Source organism: Acutalibacter muris (assembly GCF_002201475.1).
In the GTDB taxonomy this organism is placed as follows: Bacteria; Bacillota; Clostridia; order Oscillospirales; family Acutalibacteraceae; genus Acutalibacter; species Acutalibacter muris.
Genome location: NZ_CP021422.1, coordinates 917,087 through 943,710 on the forward strand (window position 1 = coordinate 917,087; position 26,624 = coordinate 943,710).

30 protein-coding genes and 2 pseudogenes are annotated in these 26,624 nt (G+C 58.2%); 15 read left to right on the plus strand and 17 right to left on the minus strand.

Translation table 11 applies throughout. The annotated features are described in order from the left end of the window. Nucleotides 1–39: 39 nt before the first annotated feature. Genes ADH66_RS04610 through nusB form a run of 7 tightly spaced genes read right to left on the minus strand, consistent with a single transcriptional unit; the run spans nucleotide 40 to nucleotide 5,487 of the window. Complete coding sequence (locus tag ADH66_RS04610) at nucleotides 40–912, minus strand: zinc dependent phospholipase C family protein (protein ID WP_066535104.1); 873 nt, start codon at nucleotides 910–912, stop codon at nucleotides 40–42. 13 nt (nucleotides 913–925) lie between these two features. Beyond that, nucleotides 926–1,792, minus strand: coding sequence for an RluA family pseudouridine synthase (locus ADH66_RS04615; RefSeq protein WP_066535100.1), 867 nt, complete (start codon nucleotides 1,790–1,792; stop codon nucleotides 926–928). Next, nucleotides 1,792–2,706 (minus strand): polyprenyl synthetase family protein, encoded by a 915-nt coding sequence (locus ADH66_RS04620; protein WP_066535099.1) that lies wholly within the window; start codon nucleotides 2,704–2,706, stop codon nucleotides 1,792–1,794. The genes ADH66_RS04615 and ADH66_RS04620 overlap by 1 nt, the downstream gene beginning before the upstream one ends. Then, nucleotides 2,699–2,914 (minus strand): exodeoxyribonuclease VII small subunit, encoded by a 216-nt coding sequence (gene xseB, locus ADH66_RS04625; protein WP_066535095.1) that lies wholly within the window; start codon nucleotides 2,912–2,914, stop codon nucleotides 2,699–2,701. The genes ADH66_RS04620 and xseB overlap by 8 nt, the downstream gene beginning before the upstream one ends. Nucleotides 2,915–2,966: 52 nt before the next feature. Then, entirely contained in the window at nucleotides 2,967–4,154 is a 1,188-nt protein-coding gene (gene xseA, locus ADH66_RS04630) for an exodeoxyribonuclease VII large subunit (protein ID WP_066535092.1), read from the minus strand. Beyond that, nucleotides 4,151–5,077, minus strand: coding sequence for a Kae1-like domain-containing protein (locus ADH66_RS04635; protein ID WP_066535091.1), 927 nt, complete (start codon nucleotides 5,075–5,077; stop codon nucleotides 4,151–4,153). Before ADH66_RS04635 ends, xseA begins: the two co-directional genes overlap by 4 nt. Then, nucleotides 5,074–5,487 (minus strand): transcription antitermination factor NusB, encoded by a 414-nt coding sequence (nusB, locus tag ADH66_RS04640; RefSeq protein ID WP_066535089.1) that lies wholly within the window; start codon nucleotides 5,485–5,487, stop codon nucleotides 5,074–5,076. The genes ADH66_RS04635 and nusB overlap by 4 nt, the downstream gene beginning before the upstream one ends. A gap of 146 nt (nucleotides 5,488–5,633) precedes the next feature. Between nusB and ADH66_RS19860 the strand changes: the two genes are divergently transcribed. After that, nucleotides 5,634–5,798 (plus strand): hypothetical protein, encoded by a 165-nt coding sequence (locus ADH66_RS19860; protein ID WP_157130593.1) that lies wholly within the window; start codon nucleotides 5,634–5,636, stop codon nucleotides 5,796–5,798. Between the two features lie 48 nt (nucleotides 5,799–5,846). Here the strand turns inward: ADH66_RS19860 and ADH66_RS04645 are convergent, their stop codons facing one another. Beyond that, a complete protein-coding gene (locus tag ADH66_RS04645) occupies nucleotides 5,847–6,614 on the minus strand; it encodes a type III pantothenate kinase (RefSeq protein ID WP_066535086.1) in 768 nt (255 codons plus the stop codon). A 3-nt stretch (nucleotides 6,615–6,617) separates the two neighbouring features. Continuing rightward, nucleotides 6,618–7,292: an ECF transporter S component gene (locus ADH66_RS04650; RefSeq protein ID WP_066535083.1), complete on the minus strand. Its 675-nt coding sequence runs from the start codon at nucleotides 7,290–7,292 to the stop codon at nucleotides 6,618–6,620. 262 nt (nucleotides 7,293–7,554) lie between these two features. On the opposite strand from ADH66_RS04650, the gene coaBC reads away from it, so the two are divergent. The 5 genes from coaBC (at nucleotide 7,555) to ADH66_RS04675 (ending at nucleotide 12,044) form a co-directional block, all read left to right on the plus strand. Further along, nucleotides 7,555–8,757, plus strand: a complete 1,203-nt coding sequence (gene coaBC / locus ADH66_RS04655) for a bifunctional phosphopantothenoylcysteine decarboxylase/phosphopantothenate--cysteine ligase CoaBC (RefSeq protein WP_066535081.1) — start codon at nucleotides 7,555–7,557, stop codon at nucleotides 8,755–8,757. A gap of 17 nt (nucleotides 8,758–8,774) precedes the next feature. Beyond that, nucleotides 8,775–9,185: a hypothetical protein gene (locus ADH66_RS04660; RefSeq protein ID WP_066535079.1), complete on the plus strand. Its 411-nt coding sequence runs from the start codon at nucleotides 8,775–8,777 to the stop codon at nucleotides 9,183–9,185. Between the two features lie 51 nt (nucleotides 9,186–9,236). After that, entirely contained in the window at nucleotides 9,237–10,493 is a 1,257-nt protein-coding gene (locus ADH66_RS04665; RefSeq protein WP_066535077.1) for a serine hydroxymethyltransferase, read from the plus strand. Nucleotides 10,494–10,629: 136 nt separating this feature from the next. Further along, the gene (locus tag ADH66_RS04670) at nucleotides 10,630–11,334 is read left to right on the plus strand and encodes a flavin reductase (RefSeq protein WP_066541627.1); all 705 of its coding nucleotides are present in this window, start codon (nucleotides 10,630–10,632) and stop codon (nucleotides 11,332–11,334) included. After that, nucleotides 11,331–12,044, plus strand: a complete 714-nt coding sequence (locus ADH66_RS04675) for a tRNA threonylcarbamoyladenosine dehydratase (RefSeq protein ID WP_066535075.1) — start codon at nucleotides 11,331–11,333, stop codon at nucleotides 12,042–12,044. Before ADH66_RS04670 ends, ADH66_RS04675 begins: the two co-directional genes overlap by 4 nt. A gap of 46 nt (nucleotides 12,045–12,090) precedes the next feature. On the opposite strand, the gene ADH66_RS04680 is transcribed toward ADH66_RS04675, so the two are convergent. Both ADH66_RS04680 and ADH66_RS04685 read right to left on the minus strand, forming a co-directional pair. Next, the gene (locus tag ADH66_RS04680; protein WP_066535072.1) at nucleotides 12,091–12,498 is read right to left on the minus strand and encodes an RrF2 family transcriptional regulator; all 408 of its coding nucleotides are present in this window, start codon (nucleotides 12,496–12,498) and stop codon (nucleotides 12,091–12,093) included. A 64-nt stretch (nucleotides 12,499–12,562) separates the two neighbouring features. Next, complete coding sequence (locus tag ADH66_RS04685; RefSeq protein WP_066535068.1) at nucleotides 12,563–13,144, minus strand: TetR/AcrR family transcriptional regulator; 582 nt, start codon at nucleotides 13,142–13,144, stop codon at nucleotides 12,563–12,565. Between the two features lie 114 nt (nucleotides 13,145–13,258). Here ADH66_RS04685 and ADH66_RS04690 point away from each other — a divergent pair, with 114 nt between their 5' ends. The 5 genes from ADH66_RS04690 to ADH66_RS04710 all read left to right on the plus strand — a co-directional run bounded on the left by ADH66_RS04690 (nucleotide 13,259) and on the right by ADH66_RS04710 (nucleotide 19,874). Beyond that, nucleotides 13,259–14,617 (plus strand): MATE family efflux transporter, encoded by a 1,359-nt coding sequence (locus tag ADH66_RS04690; protein ID WP_066535065.1) that lies wholly within the window; start codon nucleotides 13,259–13,261, stop codon nucleotides 14,615–14,617. Nucleotides 14,618–14,761: 144 nt separating this feature from the next. Then, a complete protein-coding gene (locus ADH66_RS04695; protein ID WP_066535063.1) occupies nucleotides 14,762–15,400 on the plus strand; it encodes a redox-sensing transcriptional repressor Rex in 639 nt (212 codons plus the stop codon). Nucleotides 15,401–15,423: 23 nt separating this feature from the next. Beyond that, nucleotides 15,424–18,024, plus strand: coding sequence for a bifunctional acetaldehyde-CoA/alcohol dehydrogenase (gene adhE, locus ADH66_RS04700; RefSeq protein ID WP_066535059.1), 2,601 nt, complete (start codon nucleotides 15,424–15,426; stop codon nucleotides 18,022–18,024). A 20-nt stretch (nucleotides 18,025–18,044) separates the two neighbouring features. Next, nucleotides 18,045–18,800: a phosphotransferase family protein gene (locus tag ADH66_RS04705; RefSeq protein ID WP_066535056.1), complete on the plus strand. Its 756-nt coding sequence runs from the start codon at nucleotides 18,045–18,047 to the stop codon at nucleotides 18,798–18,800. Between the two features lie 60 nt (nucleotides 18,801–18,860). After that, complete coding sequence (locus ADH66_RS04710) at nucleotides 18,861–19,874, plus strand: zinc-dependent alcohol dehydrogenase family protein (RefSeq protein ID WP_066535052.1); 1,014 nt, start codon at nucleotides 18,861–18,863, stop codon at nucleotides 19,872–19,874. A gap of 33 nt (nucleotides 19,875–19,907) precedes the next feature. On the opposite strand, the gene ADH66_RS04715 is transcribed toward ADH66_RS04710, so the two are convergent. From ADH66_RS04715 to ADH66_RS04725, 3 genes are all read right to left on the minus strand, one after another. Then, nucleotides 19,908–20,414 (minus strand): SLOG family protein, encoded by a 507-nt coding sequence (locus ADH66_RS04715; RefSeq protein WP_236757186.1) that lies wholly within the window; start codon nucleotides 20,412–20,414, stop codon nucleotides 19,908–19,910. Nucleotides 20,415–20,476: 62 nt separating this feature from the next. Next, nucleotides 20,477–21,001 (minus strand): spore maturation protein, encoded by a 525-nt coding sequence (locus tag ADH66_RS04720; protein ID WP_066535051.1) that lies wholly within the window; start codon nucleotides 20,999–21,001, stop codon nucleotides 20,477–20,479. Beyond that, a complete protein-coding gene (locus ADH66_RS04725; RefSeq protein WP_066535048.1) occupies nucleotides 21,001–21,585 on the minus strand; it encodes a spore maturation protein A in 585 nt (194 codons plus the stop codon). The genes ADH66_RS04720 and ADH66_RS04725 overlap by 1 nt, the downstream gene beginning before the upstream one ends. Nucleotides 21,586–21,681: 96 nt before the next feature. On the opposite strand from ADH66_RS04725, the gene ADH66_RS04730 reads away from it, so the two are divergent. Then, nucleotides 21,682–23,061 (plus strand): Sapep family Mn(2+)-dependent dipeptidase, encoded by a 1,380-nt coding sequence (locus ADH66_RS04730; protein WP_066535046.1) that lies wholly within the window; start codon nucleotides 21,682–21,684, stop codon nucleotides 23,059–23,061. An 85-nt stretch (nucleotides 23,062–23,146) separates the two neighbouring features. On the opposite strand, the gene ADH66_RS04735 is transcribed toward ADH66_RS04730, so the two are convergent. Next, a complete protein-coding gene (locus ADH66_RS04735; RefSeq protein WP_066535043.1) occupies nucleotides 23,147–23,992 on the minus strand; it encodes an AraC family transcriptional regulator in 846 nt (281 codons plus the stop codon). A gap of 134 nt (nucleotides 23,993–24,126) precedes the next feature. Here ADH66_RS04735 and ADH66_RS04740 point away from each other — a divergent pair, with 134 nt between their 5' ends. Then, entirely contained in the window at nucleotides 24,127–24,834 is a 708-nt protein-coding gene (locus ADH66_RS04740) for a class II aldolase/adducin family protein (RefSeq protein ID WP_066535034.1), read from the plus strand. Nucleotides 24,835–24,872: 38 nt separating this feature from the next. Then, entirely contained in the window at nucleotides 24,873–25,238 is a 366-nt protein-coding gene (locus ADH66_RS21610; protein WP_084384242.1) for a hypothetical protein, read from the plus strand. Nucleotides 25,239–25,323: 85 nt separating this feature from the next. Here ADH66_RS21610 and ADH66_RS20500 read toward each other — a convergent pair whose 3' ends face one another. After that, nucleotides 25,324–25,941: a hypothetical protein gene (locus ADH66_RS20500; RefSeq protein WP_198006620.1), complete on the minus strand. Its 618-nt coding sequence runs from the start codon at nucleotides 25,939–25,941 to the stop codon at nucleotides 25,324–25,326. Between the two features lie 50 nt (nucleotides 25,942–25,991). Next, nucleotides 25,992–26,264: pseudogene (locus ADH66_RS04755) on the minus strand (helix-turn-helix domain-containing protein); the annotation flags it as partial. 80 nt (nucleotides 26,265–26,344) lie between these two features. Here ADH66_RS04755 and fucI point away from each other — a divergent pair. Continuing rightward, nucleotides 26,345–26,617, plus strand: a pseudogene (gene fucI / locus ADH66_RS04760) (L-fucose isomerase); the annotation flags it as partial. Nucleotides 26,618–26,624 lie beyond the last annotated feature (7 nt).

Genomic DNA, 26,624 nt, shown 5'->3' on the forward strand with positions numbered 1-26,624 from the left:
AGGAAAACAGAGGGAATCCTGCAAAAGCTTTACCGGACTTTAACCAAACGGCCGCTCCCCGGTGGCTTTGGCAAAATCTATACTGTCAAGACCCCGGCAGAGTGTGACGGCCAGCTCCAGGGCCTTTTGGTAGAGCTCAAAGAAGTCTTCGGTATGGGCCTCGTCCTTATATGTCCACGCCTTGTGGGCCGTATTGGCAAAGTCCGGCTCCGGGTCTTCGGTGATGGGCACCAGATGGGAGGTGATATGGTGGGGCCGCCCCTTTTCTATCAGATTGAAAACACTCCTTTTCAGTCCCGTAGGGTCGTTACACACGGCAAACAGCAGATGCGCGTCCTTTGTGGCCTGATACAGTGACTCCTCGGATACCTCCGCGTTATAGACGGCAAACAGCACCTCCCGGTACAGCCGGGCGATCATACGCTGCACACCCTCGTTTTTGGGGAAGGTGTTTTTCAGGTTCACCTCCCCGGGGAGCTTGCCGGTTTTCCAGCGCAGCACGATAGCGTCCAGAGAGGCTTCTATCTCCCCGTGCATAGTGCCCTCGGTTTCGTTTCCCCGGGCCAGGGCCAGCTCCTTCGCCCGGGCGTTCACATAGGGGTGGGCGGTGGAGTCCAGGGCATAGTGACACATAAAGCCCAGCACATAGGAGCGGTATATGGGGTCGCTATGGCTACCCACAAATTCCCGCATGGCCCCAAGAGTCCTTGACGGGGAGGTCTTGTGCAGAGCCGAGCCATATTCCTGAAGGGTCTTGAGGGTCTTGCCCCTCATGGTCTTAAAGCGGCGGTGGCAGAAAAGAAAGTCCGGCCCCTGGGCCCCCCAGGCGTAGGCGCAGCTATCCAGCCCCGGCTCGTTGAGCTTTTCAAGAACGTCCTTTGCGAACAGGTTATGGGTCAAACACGCGGGCATAGTATCAGCTCCTTTAATTAGTGTTTATGGGCAGTTGGGGGAAGGCTTTTAGTATATCCTTTGGTACGGCCGCATGGAAGGTTTTTATCATGCCCACGGCTTTACACTCCAGCTTTAAAAGCTGGCAGTGCAGAGCCTGCCTATTGATATATTCGCGGCTGCCGCCATACAGGTCGTCCCCCGCAAGGGGATTGCCGAAGGCGGACATATGCACACGTATCTGATGGGTGCGCCCGGTCTCCAGCCGGAGCCTTACAAGACTGTGGCCCTCTCGGCTGTCCAGGGCCCAGAAGCGGGTGACGGCGGGCTGTCCCGCCCCGCAGGCCCTCACGATCCTGCTGCCCTCTTTAAGTCCGATGGGCTCCGCTATGCTCCCGGCCCCGGTAAGCTCCCCTTCACATACGGCGATATATTCCTTCTCGGTAACGGCCCCCGCCGCTATCCTGTGCTTTGCAAGGGCCAGCACCCCGGAGGTGTCCTTGTCCAGCCGGTAAAGCGGCCTGACTCTATGGGACTGGCCGGTGTGCTTATAGTACCAGGATATGGCGTTCAATACGCTGTCACAGTCGTGGCCGGGAGAGGGGTGCACCGGCCTCCCCGGCGGTTTGTTGATAATGAGGAAGTCCTCGTCCTCATAGAGCACCTCAAGTGGCAGTTCCGCCGGCGGGTAGCCCATGGGCTCCTCCGGCACCGTAAAGCAGAGCGCGTCCCCGGCTTGAAGCACCCTTGTGACACGGGAGTCCTCTCCGTTCACCAGTATGCCGCCTTCAAACTTCTGCCCCGTCAGGGCCCGTGCAGACAGCCCCAGATACCCCCTGGCAAAACCCTTCACCGTCGCGCCATCCCAGTCCTTTGGAACGGTGTATTCCAGTTTTCGCATCAACTCTCCCGTCCGGCCAGCTTCAGGGCGAACTCGCGCAGGAATCCGCTGTCGCCGGGGAAATCCTCCAATGCCCCAAGAGCCTTGCCGGTATACTCCTCCACCAGTTCCTGGGCCTTCTCCACACCCAGCAGGCTCACATAGTTACGCTTCTCACGGGCGCTGTCCATGCCGGTGTTCTTGCCGAGCTTCTGCGCGTCCCCAAGCACGTCCAGTATATCGTCACGTATCTGGAACGCCATGCCCACCCCTTGGGCGTATCTCCCGGCGGCTTCTAACAAATCCTCCGGGGCTCCGGCGGCTATACAGCCCAGCTTGCAGGCGGCGGCTATCAGGGCCACGGTCTTGCCCTGGTCCATGACCTCTAAAAGCTCCATATCCACAGCCCTGCCCTGGGTGGAGAGGTGACCCTCGATAGAGAGGTGACCCTCGATAGAGAGGTCTATGCACTGCCCCCCCACCATGCCCATATGCCCGGCAAGCCTCGCAAGCTCCAGGGCCCCCCGGGCGGCAGGGGCGGGCTCCGGGAGGCTTAGAGCGCACTCAAAGGCCTTGGTTAAGAGCCCGTCCCCGGCCAGTAAGGCCATGGCTTCGCCATATACCCTATGGCAGGTGGGCCGCCCCCTTCGCATATCGTCGTCGTCCATGCAGGGCAGGTCGTCGTGGATAAGAGAATAGGTGTGCAGCATCTCAACGGCGCAGGCAAAGGGCAGTGCCCTTCGCCAGTCCCCGCCGCACAGTTCGCAGAAGGCCAGCGTCAGAGAGGGCCGCACCCGCTTGCCCCCGCAGAGCAGGCTGTAGCGCATAGCTTCGGTGACCTGGGCCGCGGGGTCCCCCTCTTTTGTGGCGGGCAGGGCCAGCCCCAGGGCCTCCTCTATGGCCCTCAAGTATATCTCGCGTTTCGTCTCAGCCATCGCTCTCCGCCTCCCCGGGCAGGACCGCCAGCTCCGTGACCTTCAGTTGGGCCCGGTCCAGGGTGTTATAGCACAGGGCCGAGAGCTTCGCCCCCTCCTCAAAGAGGGCCATGGCTTCTTCAAGTGGCGCTTCGCCGCTCTCAAGCCGCTCCACTATCTCCTGCAAGCGCCCCATAGCGCTCTCAAAATTCAGCTTTTTCGCGGGCATATTTTACTTCCTTTCTTAAAGAATTTATAAATATAAATGAATTTTCTATATGTCACAGCAGTTTTGCCGCTCTCTTGCCCTTCTCCGCCTGTATAAGCACCTCCTCCCCCTCGGGCAGTCCCCCCAAATCCCGCAGTGCCTTACCCTCATGGTACACCACCGCGTATCCCCGGGAGAGGGCCTTTAGGGGGCTCAGCACGTCCAGCTTCGCCGCCGCCAGGGCTAGTTCATTTTTACAGCCAGAGAGCTTGTCCCTTACGGCACCGTCCAGCCGTATTGTCAGTCCGTCCACCATATCCCGGCGCAGCTTTACATAAGCGCCCCTGTCGGAGAGAGGGGAGTCCCCTATGAGCATATCCAGGCTCTGGCGGTAATACTCCAGGGTGTCCCGGGCCTTTCGGTGGAAATAGGAGTTATAGGAGCCTATGCTGTCCAGAAGCCCCTCACGGTCCGGGGTGCAGAGCTCCGCTGCGGCGGAGGGGGTGGGGGCCCGAAGGTCGGCGGCGAAGTCGCAGATGGTGAAGTCCGTCTCGTGGCCGACGGCAGAGATGACAGGAATTTTCGACGCGGCCACCGCTCTTGCCAGCCCCTCGTGGTTAAAGGCCCAGAGATCCTCCATGGACCCGCCACCCCGGCCTATAATTATCACGTCACAGGCGTCCAGAAGGTTTAAGGTTTTAAGGGCGGCTATAAGCTGCCCCGGCGCGCCCGCGCCCTGGACCTGCACCCCACAGAGCACCGTCTCGCAGATGGGCCAGCGCCGCCCGATAATATTCAGCATATCCTGCAAGGCCGCCCCGGTGGGGGAGGTGACAAGGCCTATCCTCATGGGGCAGACGGGTATGGGCCGCTTGTGTCCCCGGTCAAAAAGCCCCTCGGCGGCAAGCCGGACTTTAAGCTGCTCGAAGGCCAGGCTCAGGGCCCCCACGCCGTCGGGCTGCATTTCCTCGGCGTATAGCTGGTACTGGCCCGCAGGCTCATAGACCGAGACCCTTCCCCGGATTATCACCCTCATGCCGTCCTCTGGCCGGAACCGAAGCCGCCCGGCGGCGCTTGCGAACATCACCGACTTTATGGCGGAGCTCTCGTCCTTTAAAGAGAAGTACATATGCCCGGACCGGGCGTTTTGGGTGAAGTTGGATATTTCCCCGGCAATGTATATGTCAGACAGCCGCCCATCGCCATCGATAAGGGACTTTAAAAAGCGGTTGACCTGGGTTACGGTAAGTGTGGCGCTCATTCTGTTCTCCTTGCTTTGTATGCTAGTATTGCAACGCCGGCGGCGTTGTCGGCGGAAAACTCCGGCGCGGCAAAGTAAGCGCCGAAGGGCCCCGAAAGCTTTTTTCGCAATATGCTGTTGGAGCACACCCCGCCCGAGAATACCACCGGCAGGTCACCGTGCTCCGACAGCAGAGCCGAGCACATCCCCTCCAGTGCGGCGGCTATGGACTCCAGGCAGTACCGGGCCGTTTCCTCCCTAGGGCGGCCCCTCCTTATCATGTCCAGACACTGGTTCTCGATACCCGACAGGGAGCAATCCGCCCCCCGCAGCACGGGTCTTACCCGCACCCTCTCCGTCCAGGCCAGGGCCAGCCGCTCAAGCTCCGGCCCGCAGGGGAAGGAAAGTCCCAGGGCCACCCCCACCCGGTCCACGGCCTGCCCGGCCTTTAGGTCAAGGCTGCGGGCGGCGGGCAGTGCTATGGGCCCCGCCGCCCCGCCCGGGGAAACCAGAAGCCCCTCGGTGGTGCCGCCGGACACGTGGAGGGCCAGGAATTTCTGCTCCAGCAGTTCCAGCCTGCCCGCCGAGTACAGCGCCGCCGCTATATGCCCCTGCTGATGGGAGAACCCATACACAGGCACATTCAGCGCCGCCCCCAGCACCCGGGCCATGCCCCTGCCGGTGAGAAAGCAGGGCATATAGGAGCCCTCGGCTCCGGTGGGGCTGACGGAGACGCCTATGACCGAAAGTTCAGCGTCCGGCAGCAGAGGGGAGAGGACCTCCGGCAGCTGGCGGGTGTGGTGGAACACCGCGTCGCTCTGCCTAAGGCCCTTCATGCCCTTTGGCACCGGCAGCGGCTTTTTAAGGTTGTCCGTTACCCTTGCGCCGTCATATTTTGCCGCCGAGGTGGTATAGTTGCTGGTGTCTATCCCCAGGGCGGTCACTTTTTTTCCTCCGGCCCGCAGTGCTTCTTGGCTATGGAGCCCAGCACGCCGTTGATATAGGCCGGGTCCCCCTCGCCGCCGTAGGCCTTGGAGAGCTCCACGGCCTCGTTTATGGATACGCTTACCGGGATGTCCTTTTCATAGCACATCTCATATACCGCCAGACGCAGAAGGGTCAGGGCCACCTTCGAGACCCGGCGTATATTCCAGCCCTTTAGATTCCCCTCTATCATGCGGTCAATATCCTCCTTATGCTCCTCCACGCCGTAGCAGAGCCCCTCGGTGAAGGAGTCCGGCACAAGGTCCCGGGCTTCATGGGCGGCCCTTAAAATGTCGTCCACCGGGTCCCCGGAGACGGTCTCCTGGAACAACAGGCAAAAGGCCTGCTCCCTTGCTTCCCTTCTGGTCATATCCTATACCTTCCTCTCTCAAAACTCCATAAAATGCCATTTTAATTATTCTAGCACAAATTCGTGAAAACTACAACCGTTCCCGGGATATATGGCAAAGTTTATGGGAAAACTCAGAAAAGACCGATAAAGAAAGGAGAAAAATTATGAACGAGAGCAATCTGAAGTCCATGGACCCCGCAGCTCGGAGCTATTTCGACTCCCTTCCCCAGACCCTCAAGGCCCAGATAGTTGAGAGCGGCGCGCAGCTTTGCACCAGGGAGGACCTGGAGAGGTACTGCAAGAACGCCCTTGAAAACAGGGCGCAGTGAAAAGCAAACAGGGCGCACTTTGCGGGGTGCGCCCTGTTTGCTGCAATTTTACTTTGTGTTCTTTCTATAGAGTATATACAGCCCCTCCAGCATAAGGTTCTCGTCATAGTGCAGGTTCTCCCGGCAGTAGCTGTGGATAAGGGCCATAAGCCCCCCGGTAGCCACGGCGGTCACCGGCCGGCCCAGCTCCTCGGCGGTGCGTGAGATAAGGCCGTCTATCATCAGGGCGCTGCCGTACACGGCCCCGGACTGCATACAGTCCACGGTGTTGCTGCCGATAAAGCGCGCGGGCTCCCCCAGATGTATATAGGGCAGCTGGGCGGCCCGGGCCGAGAGCGCGTCCACCGACAGCCGCAGCCCAGGGATTATCATGCCGCCCCTATAGGCTCCGTGCTCGTCTATCACGGACATGGTGGTGGCCGTGCCCATGTCGAATATCACCAGGGGCGGCTTATACTTCGCCAGCGCCGCCACAGCGTCCACAACTAAGTCAGCCCCCAGCTGGGCAGGGTTGTCCATGCGTATGTCCAGCCCGGTCTTTAGGCCCGCGCCCACGCATAAAAACGTCCTGCCGGTTAGTATTTTCATAGCATCCTTTATGACCTTGCGAAGCTCCGGCACCACGCTTGAGAGTATGCCCCCGGAGATCTCCCCGGGGTCCGCGCCCCGGTCCCGGAGAAGGCCGCCGATAAGCAGGCTGTACTCGTCGGCGGTGCGGTCCCGGTCCGTGTGCATCCTAAGGGTAAGCGTAAGCTTTTCGCCCCTCCAGCAACCCAGGACCGTGTTGGTGTTTCCGATGTCAATGGTGAGTATCATATATCATGACCCCTTCTTTATCTGAATGGAGGAGACGGCCTTGTTAAGCCCCAGGCAGACAGGCGGAGCGATGACCGCCGCTGCTATGGCCTCGGGTATGCCATTGGCGAAGACGGTGGTAAGGATAAAGCCGGTGACGGCGCTTTGGGCTATCCCCTGGGCGGCGGCGTAAGCGTCCCCCAAAAGCAGGCCGATAAGCCCCATTACCAGCACGGTGTTCACCGCCGAGCCTATGGCCCCGGCAAAAGCATAGCCCACCGTTTTTGCCGCGCCGCGGTTTATGGGCAGCCGCTCAAGGAGTTTTACCACGAACCACGGCACCACCCCCACTAGGATCCTCGGCACAAAGCATATCACCAGCGCCCAGGGGCTTCCATGGCTCTCCCCGGGCAGAGGGACAAAGGGGGAGAAGGCGAAGCTTACAAGGTTCGGCGCCATGGTGCCCTTCCAAAGACTGATAGCCCCGAACATCCCGCCCAGAAAGGCTCCCCTTTTGGGGCCCAGCAGTATGGACGCGAGGAGGACAGGGATATGCAGGGTGGTGGCCCGCATAAAGGGCAGGTCGATGAGCCCCAGGGGCGTGAAGCCCATAAGGAGCAGAAGGGCCGCGAACAGGGCGGTTAAAACCATCTCCTGTATCCCGGCTGTGCGTTTGGTGGGAAGATTTGCGTTTGTCATAAAAATTACCTCCTGCCGCCCGCAAAAGCGGTGCAGCGAATGAATATTATTCCCGGGAGCGCGATATATTTCCGGTCCCGCCCAAAGCGGTACGGGCCGGATAACCTCACCCGGGTCTGTATATTATAACCGTGAAGGAAGGATTTTGCAAGCCCTTATGCGCAATACTTCCAAAATATTGTGTTCGTGCTTTACATTGCCCCAGGAATTTGTTATAATTTGGATATAAATGCAGAATTACTCCCAATGGAGGCGGTTTTAAGTGAAAAAGAAGACCGTGGTGCTGGGCGTGACCGGCGGCATAGCCTGCTATAAATCCGCGGCCCTGGCCTCAAAGCTTACCCAGCGGGGCTATGACGTGGAGGTGGTGCTGACAAAAAACGCCACTGAGTTTATCGGCCCACATACCTTCGAGTCCCTGACCCATAACCGGGCCATGGTGGACACCTTCGACAGGAATTTTCAGAGCCATGTGGAGCATGTGGCACTGGCGGACAAGGCGGACCTGCTGATAGTGGCCCCGGCCACTGCAAACATAATCGCAAAAGCCGCCCATGGCATTGCGGACGATATGCTCTCTACCACTATTTTAGCCTGCGACTGCAAGAAGCTCATGGCCCCCGCCATGAACACCCGTATGTACGATAACCCGGTGACCCGGGACAACCTCGAGACCTTGCGAAGGTACGGCTGGGAGGTCATAGAGCCCGCAAGCGGCAGGCTGGCCTGCGGGGCCGTGGGCAGGGGAAAGATGCCCGAACCAGAGGATCTATTGGAAGCGGTGGACCATGCCATAGCCTATGACAAGGACCTTTCCGGCGTGCGTGTTCTGGTGACGGCGGGGCCGACACAGGAATCGTTGGACCCGGTGCGGTATCTGACGAACCATTCCTCCGGCAAAATGGGCTACGCCATAGCGAGAGCGGCGGCGTGGCGGGGGGCGGAGGTCACCCTGGTAAGCGGCCCGACGGCGCTGAAAAAGCCCGCCTATGTGGACACGGTGGACGTGGTGACTGTCCGGGAGATGTTCGGGGCCGTGACAAGCCGTGCCGGGGAGCAGGACGTGATAATAAAGGCAGCGGCGGTGGCCGACTACCGCCCGGCGCAGGTCGCGGACGGCAAGATAAAGAAGGGGGCGGGCGAGGGCCTGACCCTTGAGCTCCGGCGCACGGACGATATTTTAGCGTATCTCGGGGAGCACAAGCGGCCGGGACAGATACTCTGCGGGTTCAGCATGGAGACGGAGAATTTGGTCGAGAACAGCCGGAAAAAGCTCATAAGGAAGAACCTTGATATAGTCGCCGCAAACTCCCTTAAAGAGGAGGGCGCGGGCTTCGGAGTCTCCACAAACGTCCTGACCCTGATAACCCGGGAGGACGAGACGCAGCTGCCCCTGCTGACAAAAGAAGAAGCGGCCCACAGGCTGCTGGACAGGATAGCTGAACTCAGGGGAGAGCGGGCATAAGCTTTAGGAGGGTAAAAATGAAGAAACGTATAATAATTTTTGTAATCACCATAGCGCTGGCCGCGCTGCTCAGCGCGGGCGGGTATATCCTTATCTGGGGTATGCCGGTTTCCGGCGCGCCCAACCCCAGAGACGTGCAGAGCGTCACGGTGAAGTACGGCGAGGAGCCGGGCGGGGCGGTGGAGTATACCGACCCGGAGAAGATAGAGAGCGCCTGCCGGCTTTTGGGCAGCATGAACTATGAGCCCTTCACAGAAGCCAGCGAGGGCGACGCGATAGCCGTCACTATCACCTATAACATGAAGGACGGCTCCCGAAAGGTGGCGGCGGCCAACAGCCAGACCGGCTGGTGGCAGGGTAAGACCATGAAGCTAAAGCAGGGGGACGTGTTCGTGAACGTGGCAGAGGGGCTTTTCCCCCGGGATTAGGAAGCGCAGAGGGAACATAATTATAATATAAAAACACGGAGGTAACTGAAAATGTACAAGGATCTGATGGATACCATCGGCTTTGTGGCCGAGACCGACCCGGAGGTAGCGGACGCCATGTCGCGGGAGCTCTCACGCCAGCGGCGGAATCTGGAGCTTATCGCCTCGGAGAACATCGTCTCCCCGGCGGTGATGGCGGCCATGGGCACGGTGCTTACCAACAAGTACGCCGAGGGCTACCCCGGCCACAGGTACTACGGCGGGTGCCAGTGCGTGGATATTGCCGAGGACATCGCCAGAGAGCGGGCCTGTAAACTCTTCGGGGCCCAGCACGCCAACGTCCAGCCCCACTCCGGGGCCCAGGCCAACCTGGCGGTGTACTTCGCGTTCCTACAGCCCGGGGACACGGTGCTGGGCATGAACCTGTCCGAGGGCGGGCACCTGTCCCACGGCTCGCCGGTGAATATGTCCGGGGCCCTCTACAATTTTGTCGCCTACGGCGTGGAGCCGGACACCGGGCGCATAAACTATGACAAGGTGATGGATCTTGCCATGAAGGAGAAGCCGAAGCTCATAGTGGCCGGGGCCAGCGCCTATGCCAGGGCCATAGACTTCTCAAGGTTCCGAGAGATAGCGGACGCCTGCGGGGCGAAGCTGATGGTGGACATGGCGCATATCGCGGGCTTAGTGGCCGCCGGGTGCCATCAGAACCCGGTGCCCTACGCCGACGTGGTGACCACCACTACCCATAAGACCCTAAGAGGTCCCAGGGGCGGGCTGATACTCTGCCGGGAGGAGTACGCAAAGGCCATAGACAAGGCTATATTCCCCGGCACCCAGGGCGGTCCTCTTGAGCATATTATCGCCGCCAAGGCCGTATGTTTAGGTGAGGCCCTAAAGCCGGAATTTAAAGAGTATGGACAGCAGGTGGTAAAGAACGCGGCGGCGCTGGCCGAGGGGCTTATGAAGCGTGGCGTAAAGCTGGTGTCCGGGGGCACGGACAATCACCTTATGCTGGTGGACCTCTCCGGGCTGGAGCTCACAGGCAAGGAGCTGGAGCGCAGGCTTGACGAGGTGTATATCACCGCCAACAAGAACACTGTGCCCGGGGAGCAGCGCAGCCCCTTCGTCACCAGTGGCCTGCGGCTGGGGACCCCGGCGGTGACCACCAGGGGGCTCAAGGAGGACGACATGGACCGGGTGGCCGAGTGCATAGCCCTGGCTATGGAGGAGGGCTTCGAGGATAAGGTAGAGAAGCTCCGGGGCATGGTAGAGGACATCTGTAAAAAATACCCCCTGTACGAGTAAAAGAAAAAAACGAAAAAAGTTTCGTCCACCTTTTCAAAGGTGGTGGGGTGGAGGGGCAGAAGCCCTCGAGTTCACTTCGTGAACTCGGCCGTCGGAGGCTGTAAATATACTTCAGAAAAAATGAGGTAAGATGACAATGAAACCCTTAGTATTAGGCAATATAACCTACGGTATGTACGCCATAGGAGTAAAGGACCAGAACGGCCCCAGCGCCTGCATCGTGAACACCGTAATGCAGGTGACAAAAACCTCCCCCAGCGCGCCGCCGCTTATAGCTCTATCCATGAATACCGAAAACTACAGCTGCCAGTGCATTGAGGAGAGCGGCGTGTTCACCATCTCCGTGCTCTCTGAGAGCACCCCGGCCACTGTAATAGGGGCCCTGGGCTTCACAAGCGGAGGGCACGGCGGCAAGCTCGACAATATCCGCCACAAGGTCCTGATGGAGGGCGTGCCGGTGATAAAGGAGAACACCTGCTGCTGGTTTTTGTGCCAGGTAAAGGCGAAGCTGCCTGTGGGCGGGCAGGTGCTGTTTGTGGCGGAGATAATCGCCGGGAGTGATTTGCCCGGGGGCATAGAAACCGCCGGAAAGTTCGAGGCCTATAAGCCCATGACCTACCAGTATTATGTGGAGAAGCTGGGCGGGGTCTCCCCTAGGAAAGCGCCCACGTATCTTGCAAATAACCAGGGCGGCGAGAGGATAACCGGCGAGCGCTTCATCTGCTCGGTGTGCGGGTATGAGTATAAGGACCCCAACTTCGGCTTCGAGGAGCTGCCCGTGGACTGGAGCTGTCCCATATGCAAGATGCCCAAAAAGGCCTTTGTGCGCAAGAAGGGATGAGGGCGGAGACCCCCTATGAGCGCCAGGAGCCCCTATTAGGCCCCCGGTCCCTATCCAAGCTGAGAGCTGCCAGAGTGGCGGTATTCGGCCTGGGGGGCGTGGGCGGCAGCGCGGCGGAGGCCCTGGCCCGCAGCGGTGTGGGGAAACTCACGCTTATTGACGGCGACGTATACTCCGTCTCGAACCTTAACCGCCAGCTTTTTGCCACGGCGGAAAATATTGGTACGCCCAAAGTTGAAGCGGCGGCAAAGCGGCTCAGGCTAATAAACCCTGAGATAGAGTTGGAGCTCCACCTGCTCAGCTATACCCCTGACACTGAGAGCCAGCTTGACTTCACCCGGTACGGCTACATTATGGACTGTATAGACATGGTCACCGGCAAGCTGGCCATTATAGAGCGTGCCCACAGACTGGGCGTGCCGGTGATCAGCGCCCTGGGCGCGGGGAACAAGCTGGACCCCACGGCCTTTAAGGTGGCGGACATATATGAAACCTCTGTGTGCCCCCTGGCGCGGGTCATGCGCCGGGAGCTGAAAAAGCGCGGGATAGAGGAGCTGAAGGTGGTCTACTCCACCGAACCGCCACTGCCAGCCTTGCTGGAGGAGGGCGGAAAGCCCGTACCCGGCAGCGTGGCCTTTGTGCCGCCGGTGATGGGCTTGATAATGGCTGGGGAGGTTGTGAAGGATATCTGCGGCATAAAATTAAACTGAGAGCACAGAAGAAAAGCCTTCCCCGAGGGGAGGCTTTTCTTCTGCCTTATTTGCCGTCTATAAGGTCGCCTATGGTGATGCCGTCCAGATACTCCCCGATGACCTTGTCAAGCCCCTGCCACATGGCAAGGGTCCGGCACTGGGCGCTGCGCGGGCAGGGAGCCGCTTCGGGCTCCAGGCAGGCCACCGGGGCCAGGGTTTCCTCGGTGAGCCGCAGCACCTGCCCCACGGTGCATTCCCCGGGGGGCAGGGCCAGCCTATAGCCGCCGCCCTTGCCCCTCATGCCGGTGAGTATCCCGCTGCGCACCAGGACCTTCAGAACGCTCTCTAGGTATTTTTCAGAGATGCCCTGCCGGGCGGCGACCTCTTTCAGGGGGAGATAGCCGCCGCCGTCGTGCTCGGCCATGTCTGTCAGGACCCGCAGGGCATAGCGGCCCCTTGTGGATATCAGCATATGAACCTCCTCCAATCTTATCCCTATTATATCACAGGGTTAATAGGAAATCAAGGGCGGCGCCTTATTCCTCCCTCCACGCCAGGAATAGGGACCCGCCGCCGTATTCCCTCTGGATTATGTCAAAGAGCTCATGGGGGCTTTCCTTACAGTTGCGCCCCAGCCAGCAGGCGATAACGGCGCTGATGCCGGCGGTGAAAAAGTAGAAGTGATAGGCCGACTCGTTCTCCACCCCGTGGCCCATGTCCTTTGAGGAAATCTCGTCGATAGCGTCATGGAAGGGGGCGGTCATCAGCTGCATCAGGTGGGTCACCTGGTTTATCTCGCTGAAGTATATCTGATAAAAATCCTTATACTCCATAATGAACTCAAAAACGCTCTCCATCATGGCCTGAAAGCCCATATGGGCGCGGCCCAGCAGCCGCTCTTTGCACATCTCGGCCATCTGCTGCTCCACCTTCTCGAACAGGTCAAAAACGTCCGAATAGTGGGCATAGAAGGTGGAGCGGTTTATGCCCGCCTTCTCACAGATTTCCCGGACGGTTATCCGGCTTATCTGCTTGCCCCCCAGCAGCATCGCCTCGAAAGCCGCCCGGATTATGGCCTCGTCAGTGTTCTGGGAGCGCTTATTGTTTTTGGTATTCATAAAAAACCCCCTTTAATCCAACAGATGCTGTAAAATTGACGGTTGAAAACAACACGTGTTGGTATTATACTATAGTCACAACAGAAATTCAAGTGACTGAAAGGAGAAACCCCCATGAAAAACGAAAAAATGATGAAGGAAGCCTCTCCCATAAAGCTGCTCTTTACCATGGGCCTGCCCACCATAGTGGTGATGATAGTCCAGGTGCTCTACCATATGGCCGACGTGTTCTTTATCGGTCAGAGCGGCGACCCCATGCAGGTGGCGGCGCTGTCCCTTGCAGGTCCGGCCTTTTCTATCTTCCAGGGTGTGGGCACTCTTTTTGGAGGCGGGGCCTGCACCGCCATCGCTATGGCCCTGGGCCAGGGTGATAGGGAAAAGGCAAAATATTTCAGCTCCTTCTGCGCCTGGGGCTCGGTGATAACCGGCGTGGTCCTGGCGATAGTAATGTTCATTTTCATGGACCCATTGCTGGGCCTCATGGGCGCCAACGCCGAGACGGCCGGGTTTGCCCGCACATACCTGTCCATAGTGATACTGGGGTCCCCGTTCGTCATGTTCAGCGGCGGGCTCGGCAACGCCATAAGGGCCGACGGCTCCTCCGCAAAGACCATGCTCATCGCCCTGGCGGGCACCTTCACCAATATTTTGCTTGACCCCCTGTTCATTTCTGTTTTCGGAATGGGCATAGCTGGCGCGGCCTGGGCCACGGTGATCGGCAATGTTGTCACAAGCGGCTTAGTTTTCCTGCACGTCAAAAAGTCCGGCTGCTTCAGCATCTCCCCCAGATATTTCACCCTCAAAAAGGACGTGTCTCTCCGGGTCATAGGCCTGGGCGTGCCGATGGCGATGGGCGTGGTGCTGGGGTGCGTCTCGGGTATGTTCTCGAACCAGCTCTTGGTGAAGTATGGCAATATAGCCGTGGCGGCAAACGGTGTGGCGGGCAAGGCCGGTATGCTGGTGGGCATGATGGCTATGGGCGTGTGCATGGGTATGCAGCCGGTCATCTCCTACTCCTACGGCATGGGCGACCGCAGGCGGCTTAAAAGGATAACCTTCGTGACCGGCGCGGCCTCGGCCCTTGTCAGCGCTGTGCTGGGGTCCGGGCTCCTCCTGGGCCGTGACGCGTTCATGACCGCTTTCCTGAACGACCCACAGGTTCTTGAGGCCGGCCGGTTTATGATGCTGACCCTCATTGCCGCGCCGGTGGGGGGCATATACCAGCTCTGCTCCTCTTTTCTTCAGGGCACCGGCAAGGTAAGCTATGCAACGCTTACCTCCCTTCTCAGCAAGGGGCTGGTGTTTGTGCCGGTGCTGTTCATCAGCGAGGCCCTGGACGGCTTCACAGGGCTGGTGTTCGCAGGCGCTGTCTCCGACCTTATCTCTACCGCTATAGGCGCGGCGCTCTGCCTGAGCTGGGCGAAAAAATCCGGGGGTGCGGTCCCCAGCGCCGCCGCAGCTGAAGCAGTGTAAAATATGCACAATAAAGCAAAAATCTATTATCGATATTTCTTTATCGATAATAGATTTTTTTACTTCCCTTTTCATGAGATATGTGCTATTATATAGGCAGTAAAAGTTCCCGCATAGAGACTCTGAAGAAAAGAGGTGATAAAGATGTCGGACCGATGTGTGTCAAAGCAGACCCTGCAAAGGCTTCCCGCCTACTTAAACTATCTGCGCGGCCCCGGAAAGGGCCTGAAAAAGCATGTTTCGGCCACGATGATCGCCGAGGCCCTGGGGCTTAACGACGTGGTTGTCAGGAAGGACCTGGCCTCTGTGAGCTCCTCCGGCCGGCCCAAGGTGGGCTATGTGCGCTCGGAGCTCATAAGGGAGTTGGAGAAGTTTTTAGGCTACGACAACAGTCAGGACGCGGTTTTAGTGGGCGCGGGCAAGCTTGGGCAGGCTCTGATGGCCTACAGCGGCTTTCCCCAGTACGGGCTCAATATCCTGGCGGGCTTCGACTCGGACCCGCGCCTTGAGGGCGCGGAGGTGGCCGGGAAAAAGATACTCGCAATGGATAAGCTGCCCGGGCTCTGCCGCAGGGTGGGCGTGCACATCGGTATAATAACGGTGCCGGGGGAGCACGCGCAGGCTGTGTGCGACCAGCTTATAGACAGCGGCATTCTGGCGGTTTGGAACTTTGCCAACGCGCACCTCTCTGTGCCCGAAGGGATCCTGGTGCAGAACGAGAACATGGCGGTGTCGCTGGCACTGCTCTCCAACCACTTGAAAGAAGTTTTCAGCACAAAATAAACAGCAAAGGATGGGAGAGTTTCATGGAAACAAATTACGAGATCGTGGAAAACGTGGAAACCTTTGAAAAAATGCTGGCGCGGGTGCGCGAAGCCCAGAAGAAGTACGCCACCTTTACCCAGCAGCAGGTGGACGAGATTTTCCGCGCCGCGGCCATGGCGGCCAACCTCCAGCGTATCCCGCTGGCGAAGATGGCCGTTGAGGAGACCGGCATGGGCGTTGTGGAGGACAAGGTCATAAAGAACCACTACGCCGCCGAGTACATCTACAATACCTATAAGGAGACCAAGACCTGCGGGGTCATCGAGGAGGACAAGGCTTTCGGCATACGCAGGATAGCCGAGCCCATCGGCGTTATCGCCGCCGTTATCCCCACCACCAACCCCACCTCCACCGCCATATTCAAGACTTTGCTTGCCCTGAAGACCCGCAACGGCATCATCATCAGCCCCCACCCCCGGGCCAAGAAGTGTACCATCGCCGCGGCGAAGGTAGTGCTGGAGGCGGCCATAAAGGCCGGGGCCCCCGAGGGCTTGTTCGGCTGGATAGACGCGCCCTCTCTGGAGCTTACTAACCTGGTTATGGCCGAGGCCGACATCATCCTCGCCACCGGAGGCCCCGGCATGGTGAAGTCCGCCTACTCCTCCGGCACCCCCGCCCTGGGCGTTGGCGCCGGCAACGTGCCCGCTATAATCGACGAGAGCGCCGACGTTATCATGGCCGTCAACTCCATCATCCATAGTAAGACCTTTGATAACGGCATGATATGCGCCTCCGAGCAGTCCGTTATCGCCATGGAGCCCGTGTATGACGCGGTAAAGGCCGAGTTTATAAAGCGCGGCTGCCACCTCCTCAATAAGTCAGAGCTCAATAAGGTGCGCAAGACCATCATCATCAACGGCGCCCTGAACGCCAAGATAGTGGGCCAGTCCGCCTTTAAGATCGCCCAGCTTGCCGGGGTCACCGTGCCCGAGAGCACCAAGATCCTTATCGGCGAGGTGGAGAGCGTGGATATCTCCGAGGAGTTCGCTCACGAGAAGCTGTCCCCGGTGCTGGCCATGTACAAGGCCAAGACCTTTGAGGACGCTATAGCCAAGGCCGAGCGCCTTATCGAGGACGGCGGCTACGGACATACCGCCTCCCTCTATATCCACCCCGCCCAGCAGGAGCGCCTTGCCCAGCACCAGGCAGCCATGAAGACCTGCCGTATCGTGGTTAACACCCCCTCCTCTTTCGGCGGCATTGGCGACCTCTACAACTTCAAGCTGGCGCCCTCCCTGACCCTGGGCTGCGGCTCCTGGGGCGGCAACTCCGTCTCTGAGAACGTGGGCGTAAAGCATCTTATCAATATCAAGACCGTAGCCGAGAGGAGAGAGAATATGCTCTGGTTCCGCACCCCCGAGAAGGTGTTCTTCAAGAAGGGCTGTATGCCCGTGGCCCTGGAGGAGCTCCGCACAGACTATCACCGCAAGAAGGCCTTTATCGTCACCGACACCTTCCTGTATCAGAATGGCTATACAAAGCCCCTTACCGACAAGCTGGACGAGTTGGGCATACAGTATGCGGTCTTCGCCGACGTGGCCCCGGACCCGACCCTTGCCTGCGCTCTTGAGGGCGTGAAGCAGATAAACAGCTTTAAGCCCGACGTTATTATCGCTCTGGGCGGCGGCTCCCCCATGGACGCGGCGAAGATCATGTGGGTGCTCTATGAGCATCCGGACGCGGACTTCCAGTCCATGTCAATGGACTTTATGGATATCCGCAAGCGTATCTACCGCTTCCCCAAGATGGGCGAGAAGGCCATGATGGTGGCCATACCCACCTCCTCCGGCACCGGCTCTGAAGTGACCCCCTTCGCCATCATCACCGACGAGAAGACCGGCACAAAGTGGCCCCTGGCTGACTACGAGCTGCTGCCCACCATGGCTATTGTGGACGTGGACAACATGATGAACCAGCCCAAGGGCCTCACCAGCGCCTCCGGCATTGACGCCATGACCCACGCCATCGAGGCGTATGTGTCCATCATGGCCTCCCCCTTCACCGACGGTCTGGCCCTTGAAGCCATCAAGCTGGTCTTTAAGTACCTGCCCTCCGCCTATGAGAACGGCGCCAACGACCCCTATGCCCGTGAAAAAATGGCCGAGGCCAGCTGCATCGCCGGTATGGCCTTTGCAAACGCCTTCCTGGGGCTCAACCACTCCATGGCCCACAAGCTGGGCGCCTATCACCACCTGCCCCACGGCGTGGCCAACGCTGTGATTCTCACCGACGTTATCCGCTACAACGCTGCCGAGGTCCCCACCAAGATGGGCACCTTTTCCCAGTATCAGTATCCCCACGCCAAGGCCCGCTACGCCGAGATAGCCCGCGCCTGCGGCTTCCAGGGGAACAACGACGACGAGCTGCTGGAGAGCCTGATAAACGAGCTTGAGAAGCTCAAGGATATCATCGGCATAAAGAAGACCATCAAGGACTACGGCGTCACCGAGGAGAACTTCAAGGCCACTCTGGACGAGATGGTGGAGAACGCCTTTAACGACCAGTGCACCGGGGCCAACCCCCGTTACCCGCTGATGAAAGAGATCAAGGCAATCTACGAGAAGTGCTATTACGGCAAGTAATTAAGGGAGGAGTTTAGATTATGAATCTGGAAAATGCAAGAGTTATCGCGGCACGCACCTCCAAGACCATCTACCGCGAAGACGATAAGGTCATCAAGGTGTTCGACGAGGACTTTTCCAAGGCCGACATTCTCAACGAGGCGCTGAACATCGCCAGGGTCGAGGAGACCGGCATACCCATGCCCCGTGTGCAGGGCGTTGAGATGGTGGAGGGCAAATGGGCCATCGTCACCGACTTCATAGAGGGCAAGACCATGGCCCGACTGATGGAGGAGGAGCCCGAGAAGAAGCAGCAGTACCTGGAGCGCCTGGTGGACATCCAGATGGAGCTGCACACAAAGACCGCTCCCATGCTCAGTTTCCTCCACGAGAAGATGCGCCGGAAGATCTCTCAGACCGGCCTTGACGCCACTACCCGCTATGAGCTGGACGCGCGTCTTGACAGCCTTCCGAAGCACCGCAAGCTCTGCCACGGGGACTTCAATCCCTCTAACGTGGTTATCAAGCCCGACGGCGGCTATGCGGTCCTGGACTGGGCCCACGCCACCCAGGGCAACGCCAGCGCCGACGTGGCCCGCACCTATCTGCTGTTCTGGCTTAACGGCGACATGGATGGGGCCGAGAAGTACCTGGACCTGTTCTGCAAGAAGTCCGACACCGCCAAGCAGTACGTCCAGAAGTGGCTGCCCATCGTGGCCGCCAGTCAGTCCGTCAAGGGCAAGCCCGAGGAGCGGGAGTTCCTTATGGGCTGGGTAAACGTCGTCGAGTACGAATAATTATAATCAAAGGTGGGGGGAGGCCGAGGCCTCTCCCTTTCCTGATTTTAGGAGTATTATATGAAAGCAAATTACTTTATCGGAAACGGCAGCTTCGAGCTGCGTGAAGTGGAAATGCCCCACGCCGACCCGGGCGAGGTGGTCATAAAGAACATGGTCTGCGGCGTGTGCGGCACGGACGTGCACATCAAAAACGGCGAGCCCGGCTCCGCGGAAGTGAATCCCCCGGTGGTCCTGGGCCACGAGTATTCCGGGGAGGTCATAGAGGTGGGGGAGGGGGTAACCTCCCTTAAACCCGGCGACCATGTGACCGTGGACCCCAACATCTATTGCGGACAGTGCGCCCACTGCCGTAACGGCAAAAAGCAGCTCTGTGAAAATATGCAGGCCGTAGGCGTGACCAGGGACGGCGGCTTCGCCCAGTTCAGCCTTGTGCCCGAGGCCCAGGCCTTCCGCCTGGCCCCCAGTGTGAGCTTCGAGGCCGGGGCTATGGCTGAGCCCCTGGCCTGCTGCCTGCACGGCATAGACCTTGCCGGGATAAAGCCCGGCCAGACCGTCTGCATAATCGGCGGCGGGGCCATCGGCCTTATCATGCTCCAGCTTGCGAAGCTTTCCGGCGCTGCAAGGCTCATTCTCAGCGAGCCCAACGAAAAGCGCCGTGAAGCCGCAAGGACTCTGGGCGCGGACCTGACGGTGGATCCCACGGACCCGGCGGCCTATGAGGGCGTGAAGGGCACCGCCGATGTGGTGATAGAGTGCGTGGGCAATAACCCGGCGGTGAGGGCCGCCTTTGACTTCGCCAAGAAGGGAGCCACCCTGGTGCTCTTCAGCGTCCCCAAGCCCGAAGCCCAGTTCCCACTGCCCCTTTTCGACGTGTATAAAAAGGAGCTGACAATAAAGGGCTCCTTCGTGAACCCGGACACCCATGACCGGGCAGTGGCCCTTATCAACTCCGGCAAGGTGGATTTCGGGCCCATCATCACCCACCGCTACCACCTCTCCGAGCTCTCCGGGGCCATTGAGGCCCAGAGCGGGAGCGAGTCTATAAAGGTAGTGGTTATGGCGCAGGAATAAAAAAGCAGGGCCTGCCGTGTAAGCGGCGGGCCCTCAGTCTTTGCCGTTCCATAAATTCGTCACGCTGACCCCATTTTTCCGGGCATACCGCACCGTATACAGGGTGCCACCCCGGCTTCGGCCCTGTTCAAGATAGGCGATGCAGTGGGCGCTGTGGTCCACCATATACCTGTCCCGGCGCAGCAGCAGACCCTCCGCGTACACGTCGCCGGTATAGATGACCTCGTCGGCCCGGCGCTTGATATAGTCGTACATGGCCCGGTCCGCCGGGTCCCACCGGGACTCCTGCCCCAGGTACGGCAGCACCAGCACCAGCTTCAGCCCGGAAAAGTCAGGGAGGAGCTTCATGCGCAGTATCTCCCGGGCGGCGAGGGTGTCAAAGCCCAGGGCGCCCCCCGCGAGAAAGGTATCGAAGCCAAACCTATAGAGCAGGGAGACCTCGTCGAAGACCGCCTCTCCCAGGAACTCCAAATCCGCCCCGTCAAGGGAGCGGTGCCCGGTGAAGCAGCAGGTTTTGTGCCGTATAAGCTGTATGCCCATAATGCGCCCCCAAGGTAAGTGTGATAAAGCTGACCTTAGTATAGCACAAATCGAACATAATGTCAAAACCCCGAAAAGAATTTTACCGTCGCCACCGAGAGCGCCACGGCCATGCAGTCCCCCAGAAGCGCCGCAGGCAGGGTGTGCCGCAGCTTTTTGCACCCCACCGCCCCAAAGTAGACGGTGACGGCATAGAAGGTGGTCTCTGTGGAGGAGGCCAGCACAGAGGCAATTTTGCCGGTCTCGCTGTCCGGACCAAACTGCTCTAAAAGGGAGAGGGTATAGGCCGAGGAGCCGCTGCCGGAGATGGGCCGCAAAAGAGCTAAAGGCAGCACCTCGGTGGAGATACCGAGGGTTTTAGCCAAGGGCTCGCAGAGGGCGCAGAGAACCTCTAAAAGCCCCGAAGCCCTGACCATACTTACGGCCACTATCAGCCCAATTAAAGTGGGCAGCAGCCCCAGGGTGGTATGTATGCCCTCCTTGGCCCCGGACACAAAGGCGTCGAACACGTCCACGCCCCGGAGGAAGCCGAACAGCAGGATAACGCCGATTATCACCGGCAGCGCCGCCGCGCCTATCTGTTCCATCACCCAAGCCCCCCTGACCGGCGCTCAAGCAGCTTGCACGCCATCACCGCCGTGATAAGCGCCCCCAAAGAGGTCAGCCATATCTCGGGCAGCACCCCGAAGGGCGCGGCGCTGCCGCAGGAGGCCCGCAGGGCCGCCATATTTACCGGCAGTAATTGCAGGGAGGCAGTGTTTATCACCACGAACAGGATCATGCCCCGGCTGGGCGTTTCCCCGGGGGACTTCTCGGCCATGGCCTTCATGGCCGACAGTCCCAGAGGAGTGGCGGCGTTGCCCAGCCCCAGAAGGTTCGCGGAGACGTTCATACATATCTTGCCCTTTATCCCATCGTCGTCCCTGTAATCGGGGAAAAGCCGGTCGATAATGGGGGAGAAGCCTCGGGCCAGTAGATTTGTAAGCCCAGCGCGCTCCGCTATTTTTAAAAAGCCCAGCCAAGCGCACATACTGCCCAGCAGAAAGATGGACAGCTCCACCGCGTCCCCGGCGCCGTCCATCACCGCAGAGGACAGCTCCGAAAGCCGTCCGTTGACCGCGGCGCAAACCACGCTTAGGGCTATCATTCCGAACCAGATATAGTTTATCACGGCGATTCCCCCAAGGAAAAAATTGTATTGACTTTGGCCGCAAAAGAGGTTAATCTAATGTATAGCGGTCAATCAAATTCTGAAAGGATGAGAGATATGTTTGGAGAAAAGATACTGGACTACTGGGACGATATTGTAAGGGACCTGGGTAAGCTGGTGGCTATCCCCTCCGTGGCCGTGCCCACAGAGGGGGAGCACCCCTTCGGGGACCCTTGCGCCAAGGCCCTGGACACCGCGGTGGAGCTGGCGGAGAGCTACGGCCTTAAAGCCAAGAACGTGGACTATTACGCCGCCCACGCCGAGATAGGCGAGGGGGAGGGCAACGCTGTGGTCATGGCCCACCTGGACGTGGTGCCCGCCGGGGAGGGCTGGGACAGCGACCCCTTCACGATGGTGCTGACAGAGGACAGCCGGGCCATTGGCCGGGGCGTGGCGGACGACAAGGGTGCGGCTGTGGTGGCCCTGCACTGCCTTCGGGCCATAAAGGACGCGGGAGTAAAGGGCAAGCGCAAGCTCCGGGTTATATTCGGCTCCGCAGAGGAGATAGGTATGCACGATATGCCCTACTACTTCTCAAAGGAGCAGCACCCGGATATGGGCTTCACTCCGGACGCGGGCTACGGCATTTGCCACTGTGAGAAGGGCGGCCTGAACTTCCAGGTCAAGGGGGCTAACGACTCCACTCTGATAAAGAGCTTCACCGCCGGCACGGTGCCCAACGCCGTGCCCTCAAAGGCCGAGTGCCAGGTCGTCTGCACCGCGGCCGAGCGGGAGAAGCTGGCAGAAGCTGCCGGACACTTAGGCATAGCGGTAGAGGTCACCCCCACGGAGGGCGGCGCGAAGCTTTTGGCAAAGGGCAAGGCCGCCCACGCCGCCGCGCCACAGACAGGCATGAACGCGGCCTCCTACTTGGTGGAGCTGCTGTATGAGGTCTTCAGCGGGGAGCGCTTGGGCAGTTTCTTCACCTTTATCCATGAGAAGATAGCCCTTACCAGCGACGGCAGCCTCTTAGGGGTCAACATCAGCGACGAGCCTAGTGGCCCCCTGACCTTCAACCTTGGCATCGTCAGGGTGACACCCGAGGACTGTTGCCTGACGGTGGATATCCGCTATCCCGCCACCAAGGAGGGCAAGTGGGTATCCGGGACCATACGGAAGGCCGTAGAAGCGGCGGGCCTTGAGTTCGTTCAGCTCAGCGACGCGGTACCTCTGTACCTGCCAAAGGAGAGCCGGCTTGTCACGCTGCTCTCCGGGGCCTATAAGGACGTGACCGGCGAGGACTGCGATATATTCTCCATGGGCGGAGGCACCTATGCCCGCCAGATGTTTGGCAAGGGCGTGGCCTTTGGGCCCGGGTTCCATGACGATATCCCCGCCCACGAGCACGACGTGAACGAGCAGATAAACCTGGAGAAGCTAAAGCTCCATGCGCAGATATGCCTGGAGGCCATGTACCGTATGTTTACGGCAGACTGACCTTATATCATCCATATGCGCGTACCCCGAGGGGTTATGCCCGAAACAAGAGAGGCCCGGCAGGGAGAACTGCCGGGCTTCGGTATTATGCGGACCCGGCCTGTCTCCTTCGATAAGCGCTGGGAGAGACCCCCTTGTACCGGGAAAATATCCTGGAAAAATAGCTTATATCGCTGAAGCCGCAGTTCAGCGCAATTTCCGTTACCGGGCGGGCGGTAAAGGCCAGCTGCTCGCCCGCCTGTTCCATCCGATAGTAATTGAGGTAGTCGATAGGGGTCCTGCCTGTCATCTGGGAGAAGGCCCGGCAGAAATACTTTGGGTTCATCCCCGCCACCGCCGCCAGTTCACTCAGTGTAACGGCGCTGTCATAGCGGTCGCGCATATAGGTGAGCACATTCTTCAGCCGCAGGGTCTTTTCCCGGCTCTCGGAGAAAGCTGGTTCTCCGCTTTCCAGCAGGCTGCCCATCAGCTGCCACATGAGCCCCAGGGTGGTCCACTCATAGCCCGGCGTCTCTCTTTCCATGGCTCCCATAAGCTGTTTGGATAGCTCAGACTGGGCGCTGCCCGCCGGGAACACCCTTGTATAGCCGCTCTCCTCCGCCAGGAACTTTCCGGCGCTTTTGGCGCACACCGGCGTGTCATGCAGCAGGGTGCCCAGGTCGAACACCACGCACTGATACACACAGTCCCGGGGCGTGCCGCCGTGTATAACGCCGTCCCCCACCCAGGCGCAGTCCCCGGGGCCCATGGGGAAGCTGCCGCCGTCCAGGCTCAGACGGAAGCCGCCCTCTTTTACCAGAATCAGCTCATATTCCAGGTGCCAGTGCAGGGGCATCTGGTAGCGTGGGGAGGAGCTGTCCACCTTGTACAGCTCAATAGGGAAGCCAAAGGTTCCGCGGCGCTTGTTTTCGTACAGTCTGCTGTAATTCATGAAAACCCCTCTAAAAGTGAATATCCTCCTGTTTTGTCGGCGTATTTCTCCTAGATAAGGAGGTTAAAAGGTACTATAATACTATCAATCTAGCATATCGACGCTTATATGTCAATGGGAAAGGGAGGATCTGTTTGGAAAATTACCAGGAGATAAAGGACCAGATATGCGACGTATGCCACAAGACCTGGCAGCTGGGCTGGGTGGCCGCCAACGACGGCAACGTCAGCGCCAGGCTGCCCGACGGAAATATCATCGCCACCCCCACAGGTATCAGCAAGGCTTTCATCACCCCGGAAAAGCTGGTGCTGCTGGATAGGGAGGGGAACGTGCTGGAGGCAAACGAAGGGTACAGGCCCTCCAGCGAGATAAAAATGCACCTGCGCTGCTATGAAAAGCGCCCGGACGTGCAGAGCGTCCTCCACGCCCACCCGCCCGGGGCCACCGGCTTTGCCGTGGCCCACAAGGCCATGGATATGTACAATATGATAGAGGACGTGGCGGTTATCGGTTCCGTGCCCCTTACCCCCTATGGCACCCCCTCCACCGGTGAGGTGCCCGACGCCATTGAGCCGTACCTGGAGGAGCACGACGTGATGCTGCTGGAAAACCACGGGGCTCTGGCCGTGGGCAGCGACGTGCTGACGGCCTTCTACCGCATGGAGAGCCTGGAGCTCTGGGCGAAGATAACCATCAACGCGGTGATACTGGGCGGCAGCTTTGACATCAGCCGGGACAATATACAGAAGCTTATTGATCTTCGCGGCTATTACCAGGTCACCGGGCGGCACCCGGGATATAAGCTCTATAACCCGGAGGACGACGTATTACACAAGAAATAAGAAGAAATATCAAAATTTCTAACCCAGGAGGAAAACATATGAATTATCCAAAGATTGGCATACGCCCCGCTATTGACGGCCGCTGGGGCGGCGTGCGCGAGAGCCTGGAGGCTCAGACCATGAGCATGACATTGACAGCACACCGGACTATTCCCTCGCAAAGAAGATGGATCTGGAAATCCGAAAAGCCATTCAATCTTCCGGGGACTATCTTGGAAAAGTGTGGGCAGTCATTTTCAATATGCTTGGCATGGATTTTTATAAGCTGTCCCCTGATGAACAGAAAACATTCAAAAAGGTTTTGTCAAAATCGCCCGCTATCAAAAACAGTCCGGTCAACTTCCGACGCAAGAGAAAATGAAAACAGCCGTTGTGCGAATGGATTTTCCTACAACGGCTGTTAATCTGGGGGATAATATTCACTTTTTATTCTTCTGCTATTGGAGTTGTGAGGTGCATCCTCTGAGAAATGCAAGTTGCAATTCGATATTACCACGGAAAAACAAAGTAAACTATTAAGGAACTAATTACTGAAGCCACAATAAATATCTTCTTGCTTTTTGCTCTTTTATAAAAAAGTAGGAAAAAAACAATCACGCCTACAACATCCATTAGCAGTTGAAACAGAAATGTATGATGCTCCAAAAAATAAATAAAAATTGCGGTTGCTTCGGCGGCTAAAGCACCTATCGGAAGAGAATATAATATGGAATTAAAAATATATTCTCTGTTCCAGTAGTATAAGATGTAGGCTGCTATTGCACAAGGAATTGAAAGAAGCGTAAACAGAACGAATAGCGAAAAACGAAAACCACCGGAAAATAGGGGTACAAACATTCCTAAAATTGCCTGTAATCCATAAAAACTCAAGGTCATTCCAAACATATACAAAAACGAACTAATTCCTGCACAAATATTAGACGTGCTTAGTAGAACAATGGTAGTATTAGTGATTATCCAAAAACCCAGTAATGTTTGGATTGACGAAAAACTCCATAATGTATCTGCGGGGAAATAATCCGCTAATCTGCAAATACACCCGACCAAAATTCCAACAAAAAAGATTTTTATATAAGATTTCGTACTATGTGTTAAAACTTTACTCATAAGCATTTCCTCCCAAGATTCAATTTGTTTTATTCCACATTTTAATTTTCTTCATCCTGCGTCAACTCAATCACATCTAAAATGCCACAATTTAGGGCTTCGCAGATACGCAGCAGTGTTTTCATACTGATATGCTCGCCCTTGCCCATGTTGGCAATCATGTTGGTTGTCAGACCGGCGGCAAGCCGCAAGTCCTCTTTTCTCATGCCACGTTCTTTCAAGGTGTTCCATAATGGCTGATAGCTGATGTTCATAGGCTTCCCGTCCCTCTTTCCATCGTCAAGTGTTCTGCACCCATTATAGCAGAAATCTTGCGTTTCCACAATATTTCTTGACCACACCGTCGTTTCCGTCTGGATTGTGCTTTTCCTTTCTCCGCTTTTATTACATCTAATTAGCCATAAGCTGGTTTGTGCCCAAGCTCACCGGGCACGGGGCCTTCACCGACGTGTACAGCGTCATGGCAAACTGGGGCGCGAACCACGGCGTTACGGTCTACGGCCATGTGGGGGCCGAGCTTATCACCCTCTCGTCCATGCTGCGTATACCGGTTAATATGCACAATGTGGAGCCGGAGCGGATATTCCGCCCCCATGCCTGGGCGGCTTTTGGAACAGAGGACGCCCAGAGCGCGGACTATAGGGCCTGCCGGGCCTATGGGCCCATATACGGGTGAGGCGCGG